The sequence below is a fragment of the Tenacibaculum sp. DPLXC6 genome, from assembly GCF_056815515.1.
On record NZ_CP141806.1, the window covers coordinates 2,626,455 to 2,647,332 of the forward strand.

The 20,878-nt window shown below is 31.6% G+C and carries 23 protein-coding genes; 8 read left to right on the plus strand and 15 right to left on the minus strand.

Annotated elements, in window-relative coordinates:
• Positions 1 to 70 precede the first annotated feature (70 nt).
• The 6 genes from accC to pdxA form a co-directional block, all read right to left on the minus strand.
• On the minus strand, positions 71 to 1,411 hold the full coding sequence (accC, locus tag VCM48_RS11865) for an acetyl-CoA carboxylase biotin carboxylase subunit (protein WP_099214638.1): 1,341 nt from the start codon (positions 1,409 to 1,411) through the stop codon (positions 71 to 73).
• 89 nt (positions 1,412 to 1,500) lie between these two features.
• Positions 1,501 to 1,983, minus strand: coding sequence for an acetyl-CoA carboxylase biotin carboxyl carrier protein (gene accB / locus VCM48_RS11870; protein ID WP_440120655.1), 483 nt, complete (start codon positions 1,981 to 1,983; stop codon positions 1,501 to 1,503).
• Between the two features lie 23 nt (positions 1,984 to 2,006).
• Entirely contained in the window at positions 2,007 to 3,002 is a 996-nt protein-coding gene (locus tag VCM48_RS11875; RefSeq protein ID WP_099214636.1) for a beta-ketoacyl-ACP synthase III, read from the minus strand.
• A gap of 150 nt (positions 3,003 to 3,152) precedes the next feature.
• Positions 3,153 to 3,347, minus strand: a complete 195-nt coding sequence (gene rpmF, locus VCM48_RS11880) for a 50S ribosomal protein L32 (protein WP_047789948.1) — start codon at positions 3,345 to 3,347, stop codon at positions 3,153 to 3,155.
• Between the two features lie 8 nt (positions 3,348 to 3,355).
• A complete protein-coding gene (locus tag VCM48_RS11885; RefSeq protein WP_274640930.1) occupies positions 3,356 to 3,892 on the minus strand; it encodes a YceD family protein in 537 nt (178 codons plus the stop codon).
• Positions 3,893 to 3,966: 74 nt separating this feature from the next.
• The gene (gene pdxA / locus VCM48_RS11890; protein ID WP_482270649.1) at positions 3,967 to 5,001 is read right to left on the minus strand and encodes a 4-hydroxythreonine-4-phosphate dehydrogenase PdxA; all 1,035 of its coding nucleotides are present in this window, start codon (positions 4,999 to 5,001) and stop codon (positions 3,967 to 3,969) included.
• Between the two features lie 63 nt (positions 5,002 to 5,064).
• Between pdxA and VCM48_RS11895 the strand changes: the two genes are divergently transcribed.
• Both VCM48_RS11895 and VCM48_RS11900 read left to right on the plus strand, forming a co-directional pair.
• Entirely contained in the window at positions 5,065 to 5,655 is a 591-nt protein-coding gene (locus VCM48_RS11895; RefSeq protein ID WP_482270650.1) for a riboflavin synthase, read from the plus strand.
• A 37-nt stretch (positions 5,656 to 5,692) separates the two neighbouring features.
• Complete coding sequence (locus tag VCM48_RS11900; protein WP_482270651.1) at positions 5,693 to 7,237, plus strand: patatin-like phospholipase family protein; 1,545 nt, start codon at positions 5,693 to 5,695, stop codon at positions 7,235 to 7,237.
• A gap of 21 nt (positions 7,238 to 7,258) precedes the next feature.
• On the opposite strand, the gene VCM48_RS11905 is transcribed toward VCM48_RS11900, so the two are convergent.
• Positions 7,259 to 7,582 carry a hypothetical protein gene (locus tag VCM48_RS11905; protein WP_482270652.1) on the minus strand — a complete coding sequence of 108 codons (324 nt, stop codon included), beginning with the start codon at positions 7,580 to 7,582 and terminating at the stop codon, positions 7,259 to 7,261.
• Positions 7,583 to 7,588: 6 nt separating this feature from the next.
• Positions 7,589 to 8,050 carry a hypothetical protein gene (locus VCM48_RS11910; RefSeq protein WP_482270653.1) on the minus strand — a complete coding sequence of 154 codons (462 nt, stop codon included), beginning with the start codon at positions 8,048 to 8,050 and terminating at the stop codon, positions 7,589 to 7,591.
• A 201-nt stretch (positions 8,051 to 8,251) separates the two neighbouring features.
• Between VCM48_RS11910 and VCM48_RS11915 the strand changes: the two genes are divergently transcribed.
• Genes VCM48_RS11915 through VCM48_RS11940 form a run of 6 tightly spaced genes read left to right on the plus strand, consistent with a single transcriptional unit; the run spans position 8,252 to position 12,623 of the window.
• The gene (locus VCM48_RS11915) at positions 8,252 to 8,638 is read left to right on the plus strand and encodes a hypothetical protein (RefSeq protein WP_274640936.1); all 387 of its coding nucleotides are present in this window, start codon (positions 8,252 to 8,254) and stop codon (positions 8,636 to 8,638) included.
• 16 nt (positions 8,639 to 8,654) lie between these two features.
• Positions 8,655 to 9,512, plus strand: a complete 858-nt coding sequence (locus VCM48_RS11920) for a universal stress protein (RefSeq protein ID WP_482270654.1) — start codon at positions 8,655 to 8,657, stop codon at positions 9,510 to 9,512.
• Between the two features lie 11 nt (positions 9,513 to 9,523).
• The gene (locus tag VCM48_RS11925) at positions 9,524 to 9,934 is read left to right on the plus strand and encodes a hypothetical protein (protein WP_482270655.1); all 411 of its coding nucleotides are present in this window, start codon (positions 9,524 to 9,526) and stop codon (positions 9,932 to 9,934) included.
• Complete coding sequence (locus VCM48_RS11930) at positions 9,924 to 10,772, plus strand: restriction endonuclease (protein WP_440120664.1); 849 nt, start codon at positions 9,924 to 9,926, stop codon at positions 10,770 to 10,772. Before VCM48_RS11925 ends, VCM48_RS11930 begins: the two co-directional genes overlap by 11 nt.
• A 12-nt stretch (positions 10,773 to 10,784) precedes the next feature.
• Complete coding sequence (locus tag VCM48_RS11935; protein WP_482270656.1) at positions 10,785 to 12,158, plus strand: MBL fold metallo-hydrolase RNA specificity domain-containing protein; 1,374 nt, start codon at positions 10,785 to 10,787, stop codon at positions 12,156 to 12,158.
• 24 nt (positions 12,159 to 12,182) lie between these two features.
• The gene (locus VCM48_RS11940; protein ID WP_440120666.1) at positions 12,183 to 12,623 is read left to right on the plus strand and encodes a hypothetical protein; all 441 of its coding nucleotides are present in this window, start codon (positions 12,183 to 12,185) and stop codon (positions 12,621 to 12,623) included.
• Between the two features lie 47 nt (positions 12,624 to 12,670).
• On the opposite strand, the gene VCM48_RS11945 is transcribed toward VCM48_RS11940, so the two are convergent.
• The 7 genes from VCM48_RS11945 to VCM48_RS11975 form a co-directional block, all read right to left on the minus strand.
• Positions 12,671 to 13,534: a universal stress protein gene (locus tag VCM48_RS11945; protein WP_440120667.1), complete on the minus strand. Its 864-nt coding sequence runs from the start codon at positions 13,532 to 13,534 to the stop codon at positions 12,671 to 12,673.
• Between the two features lie 3 nt (positions 13,535 to 13,537).
• Complete coding sequence (locus VCM48_RS11950; protein WP_274640943.1) at positions 13,538 to 15,154, minus strand: BCCT family transporter; 1,617 nt, start codon at positions 15,152 to 15,154, stop codon at positions 13,538 to 13,540.
• Between the two features lie 19 nt (positions 15,155 to 15,173).
• Entirely contained in the window at positions 15,174 to 16,331 is a 1,158-nt protein-coding gene (locus VCM48_RS11955; protein ID WP_274640944.1) for a hypothetical protein, read from the minus strand.
• A gap of 361 nt (positions 16,332 to 16,692) precedes the next feature.
• Complete coding sequence (locus tag VCM48_RS11960; protein ID WP_274640945.1) at positions 16,693 to 17,145, minus strand: Hsp20/alpha crystallin family protein; 453 nt, start codon at positions 17,143 to 17,145, stop codon at positions 16,693 to 16,695.
• Positions 17,146 to 17,272: 127 nt separating this feature from the next.
• Positions 17,273 to 18,109 (minus strand): universal stress protein, encoded by an 837-nt coding sequence (locus VCM48_RS11965; RefSeq protein WP_482270657.1) that lies wholly within the window; start codon positions 18,107 to 18,109, stop codon positions 17,273 to 17,275.
• Between the two features lie 78 nt (positions 18,110 to 18,187).
• Entirely contained in the window at positions 18,188 to 19,900 is a 1,713-nt protein-coding gene (locus VCM48_RS11970) for an adenosylcobalamin-dependent ribonucleoside-diphosphate reductase (protein ID WP_482270658.1), read from the minus strand.
• 119 nt (positions 19,901 to 20,019) lie between these two features.
• Positions 20,020 to 20,868, minus strand: coding sequence for a universal stress protein (locus tag VCM48_RS11975; protein WP_274640948.1), 849 nt, complete (start codon positions 20,866 to 20,868; stop codon positions 20,020 to 20,022).
• Positions 20,869 to 20,878: the final 10 nt, after the last annotated feature.

The following is a 20,878-nucleotide window of genomic DNA, read 5'->3' on the forward strand; positions in this document are numbered from 1 at the left end:
TATGCGAATTTATGAAATAAAAAAATCAGTGAAGTTACTCACTGATTTTTTTATTCTATGTTGAAATATGTTATTTTTCCATTTCAAAATCTTCCATGAACTTAGTGGTATAATTACCAGCTACGTAATCTGGATGATCCATTAATTGTCTGTGGAAAGGAATAGTTGTTTTTACACCTTCAATAACATACTCATCTAATGCACGTTTCATTTTGTTAATCGCTTCTTCACGAGTTTGTGCAGTAACAATTAACTTAGAAATCATTGAATCGTAGTTTGGTGGAATCATATACCCTGCATATACGTGAGTATCGATACGAACACCATGACCACCTGGCGCATGATAAGAGGTTATTTTTCCTGGCGCAGGTCTAAATCCATTATATGGATCTTCTGCATTAATTCTACATTCAATAGAGTGTAATTGTGGCTTGTAGTTTTTGCCAGAAATTGGCACACCAGCTGCAACTAAAATTTGCTCACGAATTAAATCGTAATCAACAACTTCTTCTGTAATAGGGTGCTCTACCTGAATACGAGTATTCATTTCCATAAAGTAGAAATTACGATGTTTATCTACTAAGAACTCAACCGTACCAGCACCTTCATATTTAATGTACTCAGCAGCTTTAACAGCAGCAGCTCCCATAGCATCACGTAATTCTTCTGTCATGAATGGAGAAGGAGTTTCTTCAGTTAATTTTTGGTGACGACGTTGTACTGAACAATCTCTTTCAGATAAGTGACAAGCTTTACCGTAAGCATCACCTACTACTTGAATTTCGATATGGCGAGGCTCTTCAATTAACTTCTCCATATACATATCATCGTTTCCAAATGCTGCTTTAGATTCTTGTCTCGCAGAATCCCAAGCATCTTTTAAATCTTCAGCTTTCCAAACAGCACGCATTCCTTTACCTCCACCTCCAGCAGAAGCTTTTAACATTACAGGGTATCCTGTTTCTACAGCGATTTTCTCACACTCTTCAAAAGTAGTGATTACACCATCACTACCTGGTACACATGGTACACCAGCAGCTTTCATGGTAGCTTTAGCGTTTGCTTTATCTCCCATTCTATCAATCATCTCAGGAGAAGCTCCGATAAATTTAATTTCGTGCTCTTCGCATAATTTTGAGAATTTAGCATTTTCAGCTAAGAAACCATATCCTGGGTGAATTCCGTCAGCGTTTGTGATTTCTGCCGCAGCAATGATACGATCCATTTTTAAATAAGACTCGCTACTTGGAGCAGGTCCAATACAAACAGCTTCATCAGCAAATCGTACGTGTAAACTTTCAGCATCTGCTTTAGAATATACAGCTACTGTTTTAATACCCATCTCTTTACAGGTTCTAATTACACGTAGCGCGATTTCGCCTCTATTGGCAATTAATATCTTTTTAAACATGTCTTTTAGTTTATGAGTTTATTGGGTTTAGTTGTTTAAGAGTTTAGCATTTAACTAAACTTCTAAACTTAAAACTTCTAAACCAAAAATTATGATGGGTCTACTAAAAATAATGGTTGATCAAATTCTACAGGAGAAGAATCATCCACTAATACTTTAACGATTTTACCAGATACTTCTGATTCAATTTCGTTAAATAACTTCATTGCTTCAATGATACAAACAGTATCACCAACTTTTACTTCTGTTCCTACTTCAGCAAAATTAGGCTTGTCTGGAGAAGGTTTTCTGTAGAAAGTACCAATGATAGGTGATTTTATAGTTACATATTTTGAGTCGTCTGTAGTTTCAGCTGCTACTGGGGCTGCAGCTGGAGTAGCTGGCTGTGCAGCAGGAGCAGGGGCTATCATTTGTGGAGCTGCTGCAGGAGCAGGAGCTTGAATAATAGTAGTTTCAGGAGTATCACTTCCAGTTTTAATGGTGATTTTAATATCTTCCATTTCTAGCTTTACTTCACTTGCACCTGACTTAGCTACAAATTTTATAAGACTTTGAATTTCTTTAATGTCCATTTTCCTAAATTTTAGTTGTTTAGTTATGAGTTATATGCCCATTTTAAGTAGATCGCTCCCCATGTGAAGCCACCACCAAATGCAGCAAAAATTAAATTATCTCCTTTTTTCAACTCTTTTTCATAGTCAGCAAGCAATAACGGTAAAGTAGCAGAAGTAGTATTTCCGTACTTATGAATATTCATCATTACTTTATCATCTTCTAAGCCAACTCTATTCGCAGTAGCTTCGATGATTCTTTTATTAGCTTGATGTGGTACTAACCACTGAATGTCATCTTTTGTTAAGTTGTTTCTGGTTAACATTTTTTCAGAAACATCAGCCATGTTAGAAACAGCAAACTTAAATACAGTTCTCCCTTCTTGGTGAACAAAGTGTTGTTTATTTTTAACAGTGTCTTCTGATGCTGGCAAAATTGATCCACCTGCATCAATCTTTAAGAATTCACGACCAATTCCGTCGCTTCTTAAATACTCATCTTGTAACCCTAAACCGTCGTTATTAGGCTCAAATAAAACAGCACCTGCACCATCACCAAATATGATACAAGTAGCTCTATCGCTATAATCAATAATTGATGACATTTTATCGGCACCAATTAACAATACTTTTTTATATCGACCACTTTCAATATAACTTGAGGCAGTAGACATACCATATAAAAAACTAGAACAAGCAGCTTGTAAATCGTAAGAAAAAGCATTTACTGCTCCTATCTTAGATGCAGTATAAGCAGCTGTTGAAGCTACAGGCATATCTGGAGTAGCGGTTGCTACAATTACCATGTCGATATCTTCAGGTTTTGTGTTTGATTTTTGAAGTAAATCTTCTGCTGCTTTTATAGCCATGAAAGAAGTTCCAAGACCTTCACCTTTTAAAATCCTTCTTTCTTTGATTCCTGTTCTGGTAGTTATCCATTCATCATTGGTGTCCACCATTGTTTCTAGCTCTTTATTGGTTAGAGCATATTCTGGAATATATTTTCCTACCGCTGTTATAGCTGCAGTTATTTTAGTCATAGTTGTTTGTTTTGTAGTAAAACGAGTTTTCAAAGTAATGAAAATTATTTCACTTTTTTATAGAAAAAAACATCAAAAAGAGTATTTTTTGATGTAAAAACATAAAAAAACCCTCAAAGTAGAGGGTTTTTTAATTTTTTAAACTAGTTTTTAAGCCTCAGCAGCAGCACTTTCTAATACTACTTGACCTCTGTAATAAAGTTTTCCTTCATGCCAGTGAGCTCTGTGGTATAAATGAGCTTCTCCAGTTGTAGGATCAACAGCTATTTGAGGTACAGAAGCTTTATAGTGAGTTCTTCTCTTATCTCTTCTAGTTTTAGATATTTTTCTCTTTGGATGTGCCATTTTATGTCTTATTTATCTGTTAGTAAATCCTTTAATTTATCCCATCTAGGGTCTGTTGATTCTTCCTCAACAGTTTTTTCTTCGTTTATTCTTAATTCTTCTAATTTTCTTAAAGCATCTGACTGCATAGTACCATCAACAACATCTGGATGTATCCTTTTGCTAGGTACTGATAACACAATTAACTCATATATGTATTGAGATACATTTACTTGATAAGCTTCGTGTGGAAGTATCAAAATTTCATCGTGTTCATCATTAAACTCAGGTCCAAACTTAACAACTAAATTTAAATTACCATTAATTGGTAAATCAAATAACTCGTTAGTAATATCACAAGGAACATTAACTGTTCCGTTTATGTTAAAAGATAGTTCCAATAAAGTACTTTTTTTAACAAATGTAATATCAGCTTTTACGTTGGTGTTGTTAAACTCGTCAAACTGAAATGCTTCAAAGAACGTTTTGTCAATTTGATATTCAAACAAATGACTTCCTTCTTTTAAACCTACAAAAGGTATGTTGAATTGTTTTAAGTCTTTCATCTACAACTATCAATTTGAGCGTGCAAAGATATAAAAAATGTTTTTACTTTTATGTTTTGAGTAAAAAAAATGAACTATTTTGCTTTTAATGCGTTTTTTGTAAGTTCTTGATACTCTTTTCTGTTCTTAAATATTTGTAATGAGGTAAATAAGGCTTCTTTAAAAGACGTAGGGTTGGCTTTATTTTTACCAGCAATATCAAATCCAGTTCCATGGTCAGGAGAGGTTCTTATCTTGCTCAAACCAGCAGTGAAATTTACACCATTTCCAAACGATAAAGCTTTAAAAGGAGCTAAACCTTGATCGTGATACATGGCTAAAACTCCGTCAAATTGTTCATAGGTTTTTGAACCAAAAAAACCATCGGATGCATACGGACCAAAAACTAACTTACCTGATTCTTTAATTTCTGTAATCGTTGGGCGGATAATTTCGTCGTCTTCAGTACCAATTATTCCATTATCACCACAGTGTGGATTTAACCCTAATATTGCAATTTTAGGTTTACTAATGTTGAAATCTTGTTTTAATGAGTTGTACATAATCTCAACTTTAGACTTAATCAGTTCTGGAGTAATTGCTTCTGCGACTTTAGATACAGGAATATGACCCGTAATTAAACCAATACGTAATTCATCAGTCATTAAAATCATTAAGCTTTTTCCATCAAAGTTTTCTTCTAAATACTCTGTGTGACCTGGGAATTTAAATTCTTCAGATTGAATATTCTCTTTGTTAATAGGGGCGGTAACAATAAGATCTATTTGATTCTTTTTTAAAGCTCCAACAGCGGCTTGTAATGATTTTAAGGCGAATTTACCTCCATCTTCAGTAATCTTACCTAAATCTATTTTAACTTCTTCTTTCCAGCTATTTAATAAATTAACCTTTCCATGTACAAGTTTGTCTAAAGAAGCAATTCCATGGATATTAGTATTAAGTCTTAAAGCCTTTTTATGATATGAAATTAGTTTGTTTGAAGCGAATAAAACAGGAGTACAAAAATCAAGCATTCGTTTGTCTTCAAATGTTTTTAAGATAATTTCGATACCAATTCCGTTGATGTCCCCAACCGAAATTCCGACAATAATTTTGTTAGCTTTATCCATAGTTTACTTTCGTAGGTAAAGTTGTATTTTTGATGCTAACAAAAGTAACTAAATTTTTATAGAATGTTTACCGGAATAATAGAAACTCTTGGAATTGTTAAAGGTATTGAGCGTGAAAAAGAAAATTTACACCTCACAATAAAAAGTACAATAACCAATGAATTAAAAATAGATCAGAGTGTAGCACATAACGGTGTTTGTTTAACAGTTGTAGCAATTGATAAGGATGAGTATACTGTTACAGCGATTAAAGAAACGTTAGACAAAACGAATATTGGTGATTTACAAGTAGGAGATGAAGTAAATCTTGAGAGAGCAATGAAGTTAGGAGCTCGATTAGATGGACACATTGTACAAGGTCATGTAGATGGAACAGGTAGATGTAAAAGCATAGAAGATGCAGAAGGAAGTACAGTGTTTACTTTTTCATATGATTTTGATTGTACAAATGTTACTATTGAAAAAGGTTCAATTACAATTAATGGGGTGAGTTTAACGGTGGTAAATTCTAAAAAGGATGAGTTTAGTGTAGCTATTATTCCATATACATATGAACATACAACCTTTAAAACCTTTAAAATAGGTACTAAAGTTAATTTGGAATTTGATGTAATTGGTAAATACGTTGCTAGACTTCATAGTTTAAGAGAATAGATTGAAATTATAAAAAGAATAAAATTGCATTAAAACTATGGAGGTATTTAAGTCTATAGCCTTATGTTTTTCTGGAGGAGGATATAGAGCAGCTTGTTTTTCTTTAGGAACATTATCGTTATTAGAAAAAGTAGGATTGCTAGAAAATGTAAAAGCAATTTCTACAGTTTCTGGAGGGACAATTACTGGGGTTAAGTACGCACAATCACAGATTGAAGGAAAATATTTTCAAGTTTTTTTTGATGAATACTATAAATGGTTAGCAAAAGATGAGTTGACAAGTAATGCATTGAGTCATTTAAGATGGCAGTTAATTTGGAATCAGCCAGAGAATAAGCACAAGAGAAAGAATCCGATTAATGCCTTTGCTATAGAATATAATAAACTAACAAATCAAGCAACGTTAGGGCAAGTTCAAGATGTAATAAGTCAAGGTAAAACACACTTAGAAAGAGTCGTTTTTAATGCTACGGACTTTGATAGTACACATCAGTTTAGATTTCAAAATATTAAAGGGAATCAAAAAAGGTTTGGAAACGGAAAGGTACATAGCAAATATAAAGGAGTAATAGATGATATAAAGTTAGGAGATGTAATCGCAGCTTCCACAGCTTTTCCAGGAGGATTTGAGCCGATGGGGTTTCCGTATGACTTTACTCCAAAGCACAATGATTTAGAAGAGGTAGGTTTGATGGATGGTGGTATTGTAGATAATCAAGGAGCTTCTGTTTTTGTGTCAGAAGCACAGAATCAATGTGAAGGGAAACCCGAACGTTATGATTTATATTTCTTGTGCGATGTTTCTTCACCATATCCTGGAGAAGGCTTTAAGTTTGCTTCCGATTCATGGTTTAGTAAATATGTGTCTTATGTATCTAGTGCTTTTACTTTATTGTTTGTGTTGATAGCTACTGTATTTTTTGGAGTGCAAAAAATGATGGTTTGGTATACGATAAGCGTTGTAATATTAGCTTTTTTGGTATTTATTCATTTTTTGTTTTTCTCATTATCTAAATTAATGCAAAATGAAACAGGTGTAGATCAAAGATTGTATTTACCACCAAGAAGAGTAGGCTTTTATATACTTAACAGAGCGAAGTCTTTGGTTCGCATGGCAAGTGTGGTTTTTCTTAAAAATGATAGAAGACAACACGCAAATGCTATTTATAGTACTTTTCCTAATAAAATAATTACATCTACAGTGTATGAGTTACGATGTAAAGATGCTTCAGGAAATCAAACAACTCGACCAGAGAATGAGAGAGGTTGGGATGAGATAATGAAGCATACAGGAGAAATAAGTGAAGCAATTATTAAAAATTCACATAAAAGTACATCATTTGGTACTACTTTATGGTTTACGAAAAAAGATAAAGTAAATGATATGTTAAACACTGTTATTGCTTGTGGAGAGTATACAGCCTGTTATAACTTGTTGTCATATCTAATTATTCAATACGGAGATAGAGCTACTGAAATGCCTATTTTTAAAGAATTACTATCTCTATGGAAGAAATTTCAAGAAAACCCCAAATTTTTAGTTGAAGAACGTCAAGGAAAAATAAAGACCATGAACAAATAAATATTCATGGTCTTTTTATGTTTAAAAAACTAAGGTTTTTATAGTGCTAACAATAGTTTTAACAACTTTGTTTTTAAAATGTCCTAAGCTTATTTTTGATATCCCAGCAGCTTGTAAAGTTTTCATTTTAAATAAATCTTTTTGACTTTCTACTAGCCATTCAAAATCTTCTAAGGTAAGTTTACCTTGTGCTAATAAAGAGGCCCATCTTTCTAGTTTGTCTTTTGATTCATTTAAAAATAGTTCAATGTCTTTTTTTGACTCTTGTGAAAACTCACCAAACTTTTCACTAAATAATGAGACTAATGATTTTTTTAATTCTTGTAATATTTTTTCGAAATCCATAGCAGATTAATTGTTTGAAAGAAGTTGTAATAATTGATTTTTAGTAGCAGGCTCTTTTTTACTTTCATACTGTAGTAAAAGGTTGAGAGCTTCAGTTATTTGTCCTTTAGCCTCAGTAATAAAAAAAGGTGAAAGCTTGTCTTTTTCTTTCCATCGTTTTAAAAAGCCAGCAAGTAAGTTTTTGTCTTGGTCTGCTAATAATAACCACATTTTATGGGTTATCTCGTTGTTAGGTTTGTACTTTTCGTACTCAACAATTTTGGCAATCTCGTTTTGTAGCTCTTCAATCTCTTTAATATTGTCTTGGTAAGAGTTTTCAGCTTTTTCTATGAGTTGGTTAGCGTCTATTTTTATTTCAATAGTTTTTTGAAATGAGTATTGATCGTAAGGAGCTGTTTTGAGAATACTGCAAGAAGAAATAAAAGCAGTAATAAGCATTAAAATAAAGAAGGGTTTGTTGTTTTTCATTTTATAAGTTAGGTTAATTTTTAAAGCTAGTAAATTTAATACTTTACGAATCATGTATAAAGGGAAAAAACACCCAGAAAAAAGAAGTGTTTTTCAGGAATAAGCACTTTAATATATGATTATTAATTGTTTTCATGATAAAAGTCATGAAAATCAACAAGTTATATTTGTATCTTTGGGTAAGGTGTAAATTAATAAGTTATGGATGTATCAGTCTTTTTACTAAAGTTCTGGGGATGGTACTGTATTATTTTCTTCTTTGTACTAAGTTTTAATCCTAAAAGAGTAAAACAAATAGTTGATAATTTACAGGATGCTCGGTTTTTAATTATTCTTTCATTGTTTGCAATTATAATAGGCTTACTTAATGTATTGGCTCATAATATATGGGAGGCGAATATTAAATTGTTAGTAACTCTATTTGGTTGGTTGGCTTTAATTAAAGGTGTTATCCTATTTACTTTTCCTAAGCAAACTATTAAGCTGCTAAAACAAACCAATTTAAAGTTTATACAGGCCATATATGTGTTGTTGTTTTTCTTAGGGTTGTTTTTGTTGAATGAGGCTTATGGTATGGTTCCTTTTTAACTGAATTTTAATCGAAATGAAAAAAAAGATTTTACTACTAACCGATTTTTCTGAAGCATCATATAATGCAATCGCATATGCTTTAGAGCTTTTTAGAACTGAAAGATGTAGCTTTTATGTGTTAAATGTTTTTAAAACAACATATAATTTAATAGAGGATTTGGTTCCTCCTCAGCCAGGAGAGAAAGGGTACGATGAGCCAAAGAAAAAATCATTAGAAGGACTGAATAAAATATCAAAATTAATAGCGTCAAAAGAAGAAGGAAATCCTTTTCATGAGTTTGATTATATCTCTCTGGAAAATAAATCACTATTGAGTGCAACTGAGGAAATAGTGGAACAAAAAGATATAGAAATGGTTGTAATGGCAACGAAAGGATTAACTAATGATAGTAGTTCTGTATTTGGTAGTAATGCAATACAGGTAATGGAGAAGATTCGTAATTGTCCTGTTTTAGTAGTACCAAAAAAAGCTAAGAAGCAAATACCCAAAGAAATTGTTTTTCCTACGAGTTACAGAACACATTATAAAAAAAGAGAATTAGAGTATTTAATAGATATAGTTGGAGCTTGTAATGCATCTTTAAGAGTATTACATAATACTAATAATGGAGATATAGATGAAAATCAAAAAGAACACAAAGAAATGCTGAGTGAATATTTTGAAGGGTTAAAATTTTCATTTCATACATTATCTTGTGTAACAGTGTCTACAGCAATAAAATGTTTTGTAGAAAGTAGAGAAAGCGATATGGTAGCTTTTATAAATAAAAAGCACGCATTTTTTGATACTATATTTTCTAAACCATTAGTAAAGGAAATAGGGTATAAGTTAAAGGTACCTGTGTTGGTGTTACATGATTTAAGAAACTAAAAAACAAAACAATGAAAAACATAGGAGTTTGGTTAGATAAAGAGAAAGCTCTTGTTGTAACCATTGAAAATGGAACAGAAAACATGAAAACGATACCTTCTAATATAGAAACGTTTCGTATTCACGGAGGCTCTGGAACTCGATTTAAGGGAGGTCCGCAAGACGTGGTTCAGGATAGTAAGTATTTAGAAAGAGAAAAGCATCAAACAAAAAGATATTTTAATGAGCTAGCAGAAGAAGTTAACAATGCTGATTCATTAGCCATTTTTGGTCCTGCTGAAACTTTTGAAAAATTTAAGAAAGAGTTAGAAAACTCTCATAAAGAATTAAATGCAAAGGTTAAAAAAGTGCAAAGAGTTGATAGTATGACAGACAACCAAGTAAAGGCTTTAGTTAGAGATTTCTTTAAAAATGGAAACTAGTCCGAATAAAATAACAATAGTAAAAGCTTCTGGTGAAGTTGTAGAGTTTTCTTTAGCTAAATTAAAAAAGTCACTTAAAAGAACTGGGGCAGATGATACTTTAGTTTCAGAAATTATAGAAATAGTTCAAGGTGAATTGTACGAAGGAATAACAACTAAAGAAATTTATAATAGAGCCTTTGCTTTACTAAAGAAAAAAAAGAATGTATTTGCTTCAAAGTATAAACTTAAAAAAGCAATATACGAACTTGGACCTACAGGTTATCCCTTTGAATATTTTATAGCAGCAGTTTTAAAATACTCAGGGTATAAGGTAAAAGTAGGAGAAATTTTGCAAGGTGAGTGTGTACAACACGAGGTTGATGTGTTAGCTCATAAGAATAATGAAACTACTGTTGTAGAGTGTAAGTTTCATAGTGAACAAGGCTTTGTGTGTAATGTAAAAGTTCCTTTATATATACATTCCAGATATAATGATGTTAGAAATTATTGGAATACTTTTAATAAGCATAAAACAACGCTAACTCAAGGTTGGGTTGTAACAAATACCCGATTTACAGAAGACGCTACACAATATGGTAATTGTGCAGGGTTGTATCTGTTAAGTTGGGACTACCCGAAAGAAAATAGCCTAAAAGATATAATTGATAGGCTAGGATTATATCCAATAACAGTTTCTACACTCTTAACTAAAAGGGAGAAACAGTTTTTATTGAATAGAGATGTAGTGCTTTGTAGAGAGTTGATAAAAGATAGCTTTTATTTAGATCATTTAGGTGTTTCAGATACGAGAAAAACTAGAATTTTATCTGAAATACAACAATTGTGTAGTGCTTAAAAAGGAAGTAATATGCTAAATTTTGCAAAAGTTCATTTTTTAGGGGCAGCAGGTACAGTTACAGGTTCAAAGTTTTTGATTGAAGCTTGCGGAAAGCAAATTATGATTGATTGCGGCATGTTTCAAGGTCTGAAAGAGCTTAGAGAATTAAACTGGGCTGAACTTCCTATTGATGTTGAAAAAATAGATGTTGTGTTATTAACTCATGGACATTTAGATCATGTGGGGTTTTTACCACGGTTATATAAGCAAGGGTTTAGAGGTAGAATTATAGGAACAGCTCCAACATTGGCTATTGCAGGAATTATTTTAAGAGATAGTGCTAAAATCCATGAAGAAGAAGCGCAAAAAGCTGCCGAAGAAAATTATAGTAAACATAATCCAGTATTACCTTTTTACACAGTTACTGAAGCAGAAAACACCATGAGCTTATTTCAAGTTGAAGAAGAAGGGAAATGGGTTTCTTTTTCTGAAAAAATCTCTTACAGATTTCAATACAATGGGCATATTATAGGGGCTACTTTTATAGAATTAAATATCAATGAAAAAAGATTTGTGTTTTCTGGAGATGTAGGAAGAGTGAATGATTATCTGCTAGAAGCTCCCAAAAAACCAGTATGGGCAGATTATCTTTTTATAGAGAGTACCTATGGTCATAAGTTACATCCAAAAGAAAATATAGAAGAAATTTTATCAGCGTTAATCAGAGAAACAATTGTAAATAAAGGAAATTTAATCATTCCTAGTTTTGCTGTTGAGCGATTACAAATGCTAATGTATGTTTTATGGAAGCTGTATAAGAAAAATAAAATACCAAGCATACCAATTTTTGTTGATAGCCCAATGGGAAATAATGTTTTGGAGGTTTTTAAAAGGTATCCACAATGGCATAAACTACCCATGAATGAATACGAAGCAATGTGTAACCATATAAATATTATTGAATCTTATAGAGAAACATGGGAAACTATTGATGACCCTAGGTCGAAAATAATAATTGCTGGAAGTGGAATGGTAACAGGAGGTAGAGTTTTAACTTATTTACAACAACTAATAGATGAACCAACAACAACAGTTTTATTAGTAGGGTATCAAGCAGAAGGAACAAGAGGAAGGCAGTTGCAAGAAGGATGTCATGAAATAAAGTTTTATGGAAGGTACTTTCCTGTTAAAGCAAGAGTAGAGAGCATAGAAAGTTTATCTGCACATGCAGACCAAGGAGACTTGTTAAATTGGTTAAGTGATATTAAAAACATACCTGAAGAAGTGTTTCTTATACATGGTGAACAAACGGCTTTAGATGCTTTTAGATTGAAAATACAAAGAGAAAACAATTGGAATGTATGTATTCCAAAATTACATGCTATAAAAGAGTTAATGATATAGAAGTTTAACCTAAAAACTAACTCGATGAAAACAACAAAAACACACTTAAAATATGTAGAATGGTTAAGTGCAGAAGATATGCATTTAACGTCAAAACAATGGTTGTCTGAACTTTCATTTTTAAAAGATGAACAACTCTTTTTTGAGGACTTAATACGAAAATATATTTTTGAGCTTATAGCACCAGACCAATTTAAAAAAACAACTAAAATAGTAGAACTGTTGAGTAGTTCAAGAAAAAAAACGGAAGAGTTAATCAAACTTGTTGAAGCTCATGAAAGAGGTTTAGAAGTAATGGTAGATGGAGTTGATGAAGTAGTAGAGGAAGAAGTGTACAAGAATGAACATAGAAAGTTAATAGTAATGTTTAGTGAATTTTTAAAAGAATATAAAAATTTAAAACAAACGCTTTTTACTACCGTAAAAAAGATAGCCAAGTCAGAAAAAAAAGGATTAAATCAATAATAAATAAAAACGGAGTTCAATATTGAACTCCGTTTTTATTTTATAATTTAAGCGATGTAACGCTTTACTACCCATAAAGGGACATGTAAATCATGAGTAAACAACTCTTCTGTAACACTTCCTACTAAAAGAGAAGTAAAGTTGTTATGACCTTTGTCTGCAACAAACAAAATATCAGTTTTGTCTTTTTCAGCAATTGCCCTTATTTTTTCAGGAATGCTATCTTCACCTGCTGAAGCTTTAATAGTTTCTATGTTTGAGGCTTTTGTTTTATGAAGTAGTTTTTCAAACTGTAAATCAACATGTCTTTCTACTTTCTCACGAGCCTTATCTACTTTTATGTAAGGGAAAAATAGCTGAGGAATTTTAAAAACATTTAATGCTTTTAAAATAGATTTTTTCTTGTTGTTGATAGATGAAGCTGTATTAAAAGCTTTAAGAGAAGCTGAAGAAAAGTCGGTTGCAACCATTAGGTTTTCTGGATTAAGGTTAGCTTCTTTAGGAATAGAAAGAATGTTACACTTTGCCATTCGTAATAACTTTCCTGAAACAGACCCAGAACCTTTATAGGTGTTTTTATTACCTAAAATAATTAAATCAGCGTGGTATTTATTGGCAACATAACTAATTAAACTTTCTGTGTAAGCATCGTCAGAAACTAATAATTCGTAATTACAATCACTATCAAAGTGCTTGCTAATACTATTATCTAACTCTTCCTCAATAATGTCTTCAATACTTATGTTTTCTAACTGTTCAGAAAATAAATTACTTATTTCATACTTTTTTACATTATGAATAAAATATACATTTTCTGTTTCATGGTTTTTAGCGAGCATGCTACAGTACTTAATAAGTGTAACATCTAGTTCAGAAAGGTCTAAGGCTACTAGTATATTTTTAATTTTCATAATTTAAGATTTTTGTTTTTTCGAATCTATTAATCTTTTTACAGTTTCCTGATATTCTTCCTTTTCTTTTTGGTTTAAGCGTTTAAGGTATTCCTTATAATCTTCTCTTAATCCTTTAAAAAGAGAGTAACACATTAATAACAAAAGTAAGGTAAAAGGAAGACCTGTAGCAATAGAAGCTGTTTGAAGAGCTTTTAAACCTCCGCCTAATAATAATACAGCGGCTACAGCACCTTCTGCAAGAGCCCAAAATATTCTTTGACCTACAGGAGCGTCAATTTTACCACCAGAAGTTAAACTGTCAACTACCAAAGAACCAGAATCTGATGAGGTAACAAAGAAACTAGCAATAAGTATAATAGCGATAATATTTAAAGCCATTGAAAATGGGAAGTCTTCTAAAAACACAAAAAGAGCGGTAGCAACATTATCATTCACCCCTTCTGCAATAGTAGGGTCTCCTCCTAAAATTTCATGTAACGAAGTTGCTCCAAAAGCCGTAATCCAAAATAAGGTAATTAATGTAGGAACAATCAATACTCCAAGAATAAATTCTCTAATAGTTCTTCCTTTAGATACACGAGCTATAAACATACCTACGAAAGGAGACCAAGCAATCCACCATCCCCAGTAAAAAATAGTCCATGAGTTTTGCCATTCCGTTCCAGTATAGGCTTCAGCCCATGTAGAAAGATTGATTAAGTCGTTTGCATAACTACCAGTGTTTTGTACAAATGATTTTAAGATGAAAATAGTAGGGCCTAAAATTACTACAGCAAGTAATAAAAGTACAGCGATACGCATATTCATTTCACTTAAAAACTTTACTCCTTTGTCAACTCCTGAAACTACTGAAATGGTGGCTATTAATGTAATTCCGACAATTAGCCATATTTGTAATGAAATACCTGAATCTAAACCAAAAACATGCTCTAAACCAGCAGCAACTTGTTTAACACCTAGTCCAAGAGACGTTGCTAGTCCAAAAACAGTAGCCAAAACAGCAAAAATATCTATAACATCACCAATTCTACCATAAATTCTATCTCCTAAAAAAGGGTAGAATACAGAGCGAATTGTTAATGGGAGTCCTCTAGAGTATGTAAAATAAGCTAAAGACAAACCAACCAAAGCATAAATTCCCCAAGCATGTAGCCCCCAGTGTAAAAAAGTAACATTCATAGCTTCTTTAGCAGCAGCAGCGGTATTAGGGTCAGCTAGAGGAGGTGAAGATAAATGATAAACAGGTTCAGCAATACTCCAAAAAAGTAATCCGATACCCATACCAGCACTAAAGAGCATAGAAAACCAAGAGGTAGTTGAAAATTCAGGTTTTGCTTTAGCCCCACCAATACGTAAAGTTCCATATTTACTAAAAGCTAAATAAAGCATAAAGGCAACAAAGATGTTAACGGCTAAGATAAATAACCAGCCAGTTTTGTTGGCTATAAAACTCTGCGCTGTATCAAAATATGATTGGGCTCTTTCTTTAAAAAGTAAAGTTAAAGCTACACTTAGTATTATTACTATAGAAGAAGTAAAGAATACAGGACCGTTAACCTCGAGTCCAAAGATTGATTTCCGCTCGTCACTTCTAATTATTTTTTTTGCTTTTTTCATGTGTTAATGTTTTATGCTATTAAAAATAGTATCCGATATTTATGTTAAATCTCATGTCCCAATCAGCATTAGGTGTTCCGTTTGCTAAAGCATTTGTCCATACTGGGCCTAACCAAGGATGATCTTTTCCTGCGGCAAAATCTATATAAGTATAAACATTACCAGCAGTTACTAAGAAACCAAATACATTCATTAAACTGTCTTCAAAATCAACAGCTGCTTTATCCATGTAACCAAAGTCGTTATAAACTTGTATACTAGAAATAGGTTTCCATTTTACAGGGAAGGTATAAGCAGCGCCTAAAGTATATGTGGTAGCTTCTGTTGCAGTAAGGTAAGGAGCTCCATAAGCAGTTAAGGCTATAAGATCGTTATAAGTAGTATTCTTTGTATTGTATTTGTAGGTAGATACTTGTGCTTTAGCATCAAAGTTTTTTGCGTTTAGTTGATAGTGTAAGGCAAAAGCATGATGGCTAGATGTATCTTCAGTATCTAAATTATAAAGACCTCCATATTGTACAGAAAATCCTATTTTATGTTGAATACTTTTGTTACCGAAGTGATAATTTACCTTACCATTTAGTTGGTTTGTTTCCTTGTATCTTAAATCTAGATTCCCATCCCCATCAATGTCTATTGATGCAACATCGTAAGAGTATCGGCTATCAGAAACATCAGAGTTGCTTCCAAAATTAAGTTCTTCAGCATTTTTAAAAAAAGCTAAGGCGTATTCCCATTTTTTTCCCTTATGGGTAAACTTTACCCCCATATCATGGTCATCTTCTAGTCCTAGGTAATAATTAATACCAAAAAACCAACTATGAGAATTGTATTGAGTAATACCAAAAGGCACTTGTGTTAATCCTAATTGAATGTTGTCTTTTTCGTTAAAGTCATACCCTAACCAGCCTTGTTTAAGCATGCCACCTCCAAAACTTTGTGAGTAAAAGCGATATTCAGCATTTAGCTTTATTCCTTTGTATTTTGCTTTAGCATTAATTCTAAAGACGTCGAAACCGAAATCGCCTCCACGTTTTTTTTGACCGTCTTTCCAAGAAGATAGGTTGTAGTTAAATCGAAGTGCTCCGCCAATTTTAACCTCAGGCTTTTCTTGTGAAAACATAACTGTAACAAAAGAAAAAGCAACTAAGACTAGGCTTTTTTTTGTGAAATTCATTGTTGATATTAATAAGTGTGAAGAAAGTGTACTCGTAAAAGCACATTTTCAAGTGAAAGGATAAGAGAAAACTCTTTCTAGCTTAAAAAAATGGTAATTATTTTGAAGGAGGAATGAATTTATCTGATTGATTCCTAAAAACTAAAAAGTTAAAACTGAATACTCGTTTATTCTTTTTGTCTTTGAGTTTTTTTATCATAAGAGTGCAAAGATACTGATTAAAAAGGGGTTTTCAAAAAAGAAGAGCTTTTGAGTGTTGAATTCTTTAACTAAAATAAGAATTAGTGGTTCTCATACTTAATCCTATTTTTAGAATATGATAAAAAAACAAAAGTAGTATTAATACTACTTTTGTTTTTTTTTATTGGATTTCAATAATTTTTTTAGGTTTTTGCTTTGTTCCTTCTTTTTTATGAAGGTTTAGTTTTAAAATACCATTTTCGTAACTAGCCTTAATATCTTGATCTGTGTTGATAGATTCAGGTAAGCTTAAAGATCTTTTAAATGAATTGTAACTAAACTCTTTACGTGTAAAGTCTTCTTCTTTTTCTTCAACCTCATGTTTTTTCTCTCCGCAAACGTTAAGTACATTGTTATCAATAGTTATTTCAAAGTCTTTTTTTGAGAATCCTGGAGCGGCAAACTCGATTTCGAAGTTGTCATCCTGTTCCTTAACATTCATAGCGGGCATTAAACTATCTTCTTCAAAGAAGTTAGTGTTAAAAAAATCATCAATGTCTAGAAAGTTTCTTAAACCTCCGTTAGTCCATAAAGGTAACCCTCTTCTTTTTTCGTTAAATTTAATAAGTGACATAATCGTTAATTTTTGTGTTAAACTTAATTTGGACAACTAAATTACGTATCAAATGTTTTTTTTAAAATGATAATTGTCAGTTTGTTATGTGTGTTAAGAGGTGGTTTGTTAGTGTAGGATGTGTTTTTTAACTAGGAATAACTAAAAGAGGAATGTTTAAATGAAACCCTATCTGGTTAATTTTTGATTTGAAAAATAAATTTTCAAAAAATGAATGCTTATTATTAATCATTACCAATAAGTTTACGCGTGTTTTTAATTGGAAGTTTTCAATGGCTCCTGTTACACTTTGATTTTTTATGTCATGAAAAAGGAGAGCTATATGCTCAAAAAAAGGTTCTAGCATTTTGCGATTTCGTTCTTGTTCTTCTGATAAATTACTGTCATATCTTACGTTTAAGATATTAACTCTAGAATGATATATAGAAGCAATATTTACTATAGGTTGTATGTGTTTTTCTTGAAAATTAATTTCATAATCTGAAGGGAATAATATTTCATGAGGAGTTTCGAAAGAGAACTCACTAGGGATTGCTAGTACAGGGCATTTAGCGTTTTTTAAAACATGTATTGTGTTAGAACCAAACAAAACCTCCTTGACCCCAGAGGCACCTTTAGTCCCCATAACAATCATATCTATTGTATTATCACTACTAAGCTCATTAACTTCTAAGGGAAGTGTGTTAAATGCTGAAGAGGATAAAAAATGATGTTTAGGGTTATTAAATTGATTTTGAATTCTTTTTAAAACTTCTTTGAGTTTAGTTTCGGATACTTTTTTCATGGTATCAACTAACTTATACTGAGATGAGCTTACAGTTGTATAGTCGTATTGAAAAATAATTGGAGTATATGTGTTTAATAAATGAAAAGTACAGGTTTCGTCCTTAAATAATTGTAAGGAATATACTATGGCATTCCACGCATTTTCTGAAAAATCTGTAGGAATTAATATTTTTTTCATGACATCATTTTTAAGTTATTTTACTAAAAATATATCATAAAATGAATGTAGGCAATGATATATATCAGATTAACTACACTAACAGTTTTTACTTGTGTTTAAATTACATTTTTGTAATACTTGATTGCTCTTAGATCCGTACCGATAAATGGTAATACCTTTAAGTTCATATTCCCAAGCTGTTTTATAAATTTTTGAAATCTCATTAACAGTAGTTTGTTCAGGTAAATTAATAGTTTTAGATACAGCATTATCGGTGTGTTCTTGAAATTTTTTTTGATGTTTTAAATGGTATTGCCAAGGAATATCTAAGCTAGTTTGAAAAATAGCTTTAATTTGTAGAGGAATTGTGTCTGTATTTTGAATACTTCCATTGTTTAAAACTTCATTTTTTAGTTCATTGTTCCAAAGCCCTGATTTTTTCATTTTTTGAATAAATAGCTCGTTTATTTCAATTTGAGTTTGATTATCAAGAATACCAACTCTTTTGTATGCCAAAGCAAATAAAGGTTCAATAGAGTACGATGTATTAGCAATTACAGAAATAGTGCCAGTTGGAGCAATGCTATTACAGGTAGCATTTCTTAAGGGAATGTTGCTAAAAGTACTTTTACTCCAATTAGGGAATACACCTTTTTCTTTCGCTAAATTTTCAGAAGCTTGGTAGCTTTCCTTCTTAATGAAGAGCATAAGTGAATCTGCTAAATTTAATGCTTTTTCTGAAGCATAAGGAATTTCTAGTAAAATTAAGAGTTCAGCCCATCCCATGATGCCTAAGCCAATTTTTCTATTGTTTTTTACAATAGATTCAATTTCAGGGAGTAAATAATAATTAGTTGTAATAACATTGTCTAGAAAACGAATGGCAAGTTGAATGGTTTTTGATAAACTATTCCAATCTAAAGTGTAATAACTATTTTTTTTAATAACCATTTTAGAAAGGTTAATAGAACCTAAATTGCAACTTTCAAAACTTAATAAAGGTACTTCTCCGCAGGGATTAGTAGCTTCTATAGGTCCAATAGATGGAGTTGGGTTATGTTTATTTATTGTGTCTAAAAAAATGATTCCAGGGTCTCCTGTTTTCCAAGCTTCTTTTATAATAAGATTCCAAAGAAACTGTGTAGGTACTGTTTTGGTAACTTTGTTTGTTCTAGGGTTAATTAATTCCCAACTTTGATTGTTCTTTAGAGCATGCATAAAAGCATCAGTAACTCCTACTGAAATATTAAAGTTTTCAATTGCTTTTTTTGAAGACTTTGATGTTATGAATTTTTCAATATCAGGATGATTAATATTAAGAATCCCCATATTAGCTCCTCTTCGTTTGCCTCCTTGTTTTACATATTCTGTAGCGGTGTCGTACATTTTTATAAAAGCGATAGGACCTGAAGAGGTTCCACTATTAGAGCTTACTAAATCTTTTTTAGGACGCAGTTTAGAGAAGTTAAAGCCTGTTCCACCACCACTTTGATGGATTAAAGCAGCATTTTTTAAAGTAGTAAAAATACTATCTAAGTTATCTTCAATAGGTAAGACAAAACAGGCACTTAATTGTCCTTGCTTAGTTCCGGCATTCATAAGTGTTGGAGAATTGGGTAGAAACTTTAAGCTTTTTAGAAGATGATAAAATTGCTTTCTGTAAAAAGTACTTTTTTTTTCACAACTTGAAATACATTGTGCTACCCGCATAAACATTTCATCAGGAGTTTCTATTAACTCTCCTTTTTTGTTTCTTAAAAGATAACGACTTTTAAGGATTTGAATAGCATTTTTTGTAAGTGCATCCATGTAAAAGTTTACTTTTAATACTAGGTAGCTAAAGATATTTATTTTATGTAGTATAAAGAATGATAAATATCAGTTCAAATAATAGTGTTTTTCTAGTTTTTTAAGTGTTTAACTTTTGTTTATTCTTCGTGAAGAACAAGAAAAGGAATATTAGTATGGTAACTAATATGTTCTGTTTTAGAATGAAATAGAATTTGTTGGAAATAGTTTAAATTCTTTGCTACCATTGCAATAAGGTTTGTATTTCTGCTCTCAACAAAACACTGTATTCCTTTTTCTACCTTTGTATTGGTTAAATAATGATATGTGTAATTGAAACCATAAAAAAAATCACTTATAAGGTCTTTATGTGTTTTTTGATCTGTATTTAATTGTTCTTCTTTTTGACCGATATGTAAGATTCGTAAGGAAGAGTTGTTGTTCTTTAGAATATCTAAAATAGGCTGTAAAACACTTATTTCATAAGAAATAGCAAAATCTGTTGGAAAGGCAATTTCTTTTAATCCTGAATATGTTGCGTTTTTAGGAATTATTAGCGTAGAACATTTTACTTTAGTAATAACATCGCCTGTATTACTTCCAACAATATATTCTTTTAAAACAGAAGCTCCTTGAGCTCCCATAATTATTAAATCTATTTTTTTTTCTAAAACATGTTTGCGAACAGATTCTACAAAAAAACCGTAGTTGGTAAGTGTATAAAACTTATGGTTTTTATTATGAAATAGCTCTCTGGAAATTCGTTTTAATATTTCTTTTAAGCGTTTTTTTGTTGGTCTTGTATATAATTCCTCTATGTCATTTTGTTTGGATAAAGGTAGGATGTTGTCTTTTTGAAAGTCAAGAATGTTGTTGTTAACATGTAGTATGTAAAAACTACAGTTTCTTTCAGCAAAAAAACTAATTCCGTATTTTAATGCATTCCATGAGTTTTCGGAAAAATCTGTTAGAAATAAGATATTTTTCATTTTAAACCTC

What these genes read in the sequence shown, in the direction of transcription:
- VCM48_RS11935 (WP_482270656.1), top strand. Translation starts at nt 10,785, where the DNA reads ATGCTAAATTTTGCAAAAGTTCATTTTTTAGGGGCAGCAGGTACAGTT.
- VCM48_RS11940 (WP_440120666.1), top strand. Translation starts at nt 12,183, where the DNA reads ATGAAAACAACAAAAACACACTTAAAATATGTAGAATGGTTAAGTGCA.
- VCM48_RS11930 (WP_440120664.1), top strand. Translation starts at nt 9,924, where the DNA reads ATGGAAACTAGTCCGAATAAAATAACAATAGTAAAAGCTTCTGGTGAA.
- VCM48_RS11895 (WP_482270650.1), top strand. Translation starts at nt 5,065, where the DNA reads ATGTTTACCGGAATAATAGAAACTCTTGGAATTGTTAAAGGTATTGAG.
- VCM48_RS11920 (WP_482270654.1), top strand. Translation starts at nt 8,655, where the DNA reads ATGAAAAAAAAGATTTTACTACTAACCGATTTTTCTGAAGCATCATAT.
- VCM48_RS11970 (WP_482270658.1), bottom strand. Translation starts at nt 19,900, where the DNA reads ATGGATGCACTTACAAAAAATGCTATTCAAATCCTTAAAAGTCGTTAT.
- VCM48_RS11950 (WP_274640943.1), bottom strand. Translation starts at nt 15,154, where the DNA reads ATGAAAAAAGCAAAAAAAATAATTAGAAGTGACGAGCGGAAATCAATC.
- VCM48_RS11875 (WP_099214636.1), bottom strand. Translation starts at nt 3,002, where the DNA reads ATGACTAAAATAACTGCAGCTATAACAGCGGTAGGAAAATATATTCCA.
- VCM48_RS11960 (WP_274640945.1), bottom strand. Translation starts at nt 17,145, where the DNA reads ATGTCACTTATTAAATTTAACGAAAAAAGAAGAGGGTTACCTTTATGG.
- VCM48_RS11925 (WP_482270655.1), top strand. Translation starts at nt 9,524, where the DNA reads ATGAAAAACATAGGAGTTTGGTTAGATAAAGAGAAAGCTCTTGTTGTA.
- VCM48_RS11900 (WP_482270651.1), top strand. Translation starts at nt 5,693, where the DNA reads ATGGAGGTATTTAAGTCTATAGCCTTATGTTTTTCTGGAGGAGGATAT.
- VCM48_RS11885 (WP_274640930.1), bottom strand. Translation starts at nt 3,892, where the DNA reads ATGAAAGACTTAAAACAATTCAACATACCTTTTGTAGGTTTAAAAGAA.
- VCM48_RS11915 (WP_274640936.1), top strand. Translation starts at nt 8,252, where the DNA reads ATGGATGTATCAGTCTTTTTACTAAAGTTCTGGGGATGGTACTGTATT.
- VCM48_RS11965 (WP_482270657.1), bottom strand. Translation starts at nt 18,109, where the DNA reads ATGAAAAAAATATTAATTCCTACAGATTTTTCAGAAAATGCGTGGAAT.
- VCM48_RS11955 (WP_274640944.1), bottom strand. Translation starts at nt 16,331, where the DNA reads ATGAATTTCACAAAAAAAAGCCTAGTCTTAGTTGCTTTTTCTTTTGTT.
- accC (WP_099214638.1), bottom strand. Translation starts at nt 1,411, where the DNA reads ATGTTTAAAAAGATATTAATTGCCAATAGAGGCGAAATCGCGCTACGT.
- VCM48_RS11945 (WP_440120667.1), bottom strand. Translation starts at nt 13,534, where the DNA reads ATGAAAATTAAAAATATACTAGTAGCCTTAGACCTTTCTGAACTAGAT.
- rpmF (WP_047789948.1), bottom strand. Translation starts at nt 3,347, where the DNA reads ATGGCACATCCAAAGAGAAAAATATCTAAAACTAGAAGAGATAAGAGA.
- VCM48_RS11905 (WP_482270652.1), bottom strand. Translation starts at nt 7,582, where the DNA reads ATGGATTTCGAAAAAATATTACAAGAATTAAAAAAATCATTAGTCTCA.
- VCM48_RS11975 (WP_274640948.1), bottom strand. Translation starts at nt 20,868, where the DNA reads ATGAAAAATATCTTATTTCTAACAGATTTTTCCGAAAACTCATGGAAT.
- VCM48_RS11910 (WP_482270653.1), bottom strand. Translation starts at nt 8,050, where the DNA reads ATGAAAAACAACAAACCCTTCTTTATTTTAATGCTTATTACTGCTTTT.
- accB (WP_440120655.1), bottom strand. Translation starts at nt 1,983, where the DNA reads ATGGACATTAAAGAAATTCAAAGTCTTATAAAATTTGTAGCTAAGTCA.
- pdxA (WP_482270649.1), bottom strand. Translation starts at nt 5,001, where the DNA reads ATGGATAAAGCTAACAAAATTATTGTCGGAATTTCGGTTGGGGACATC.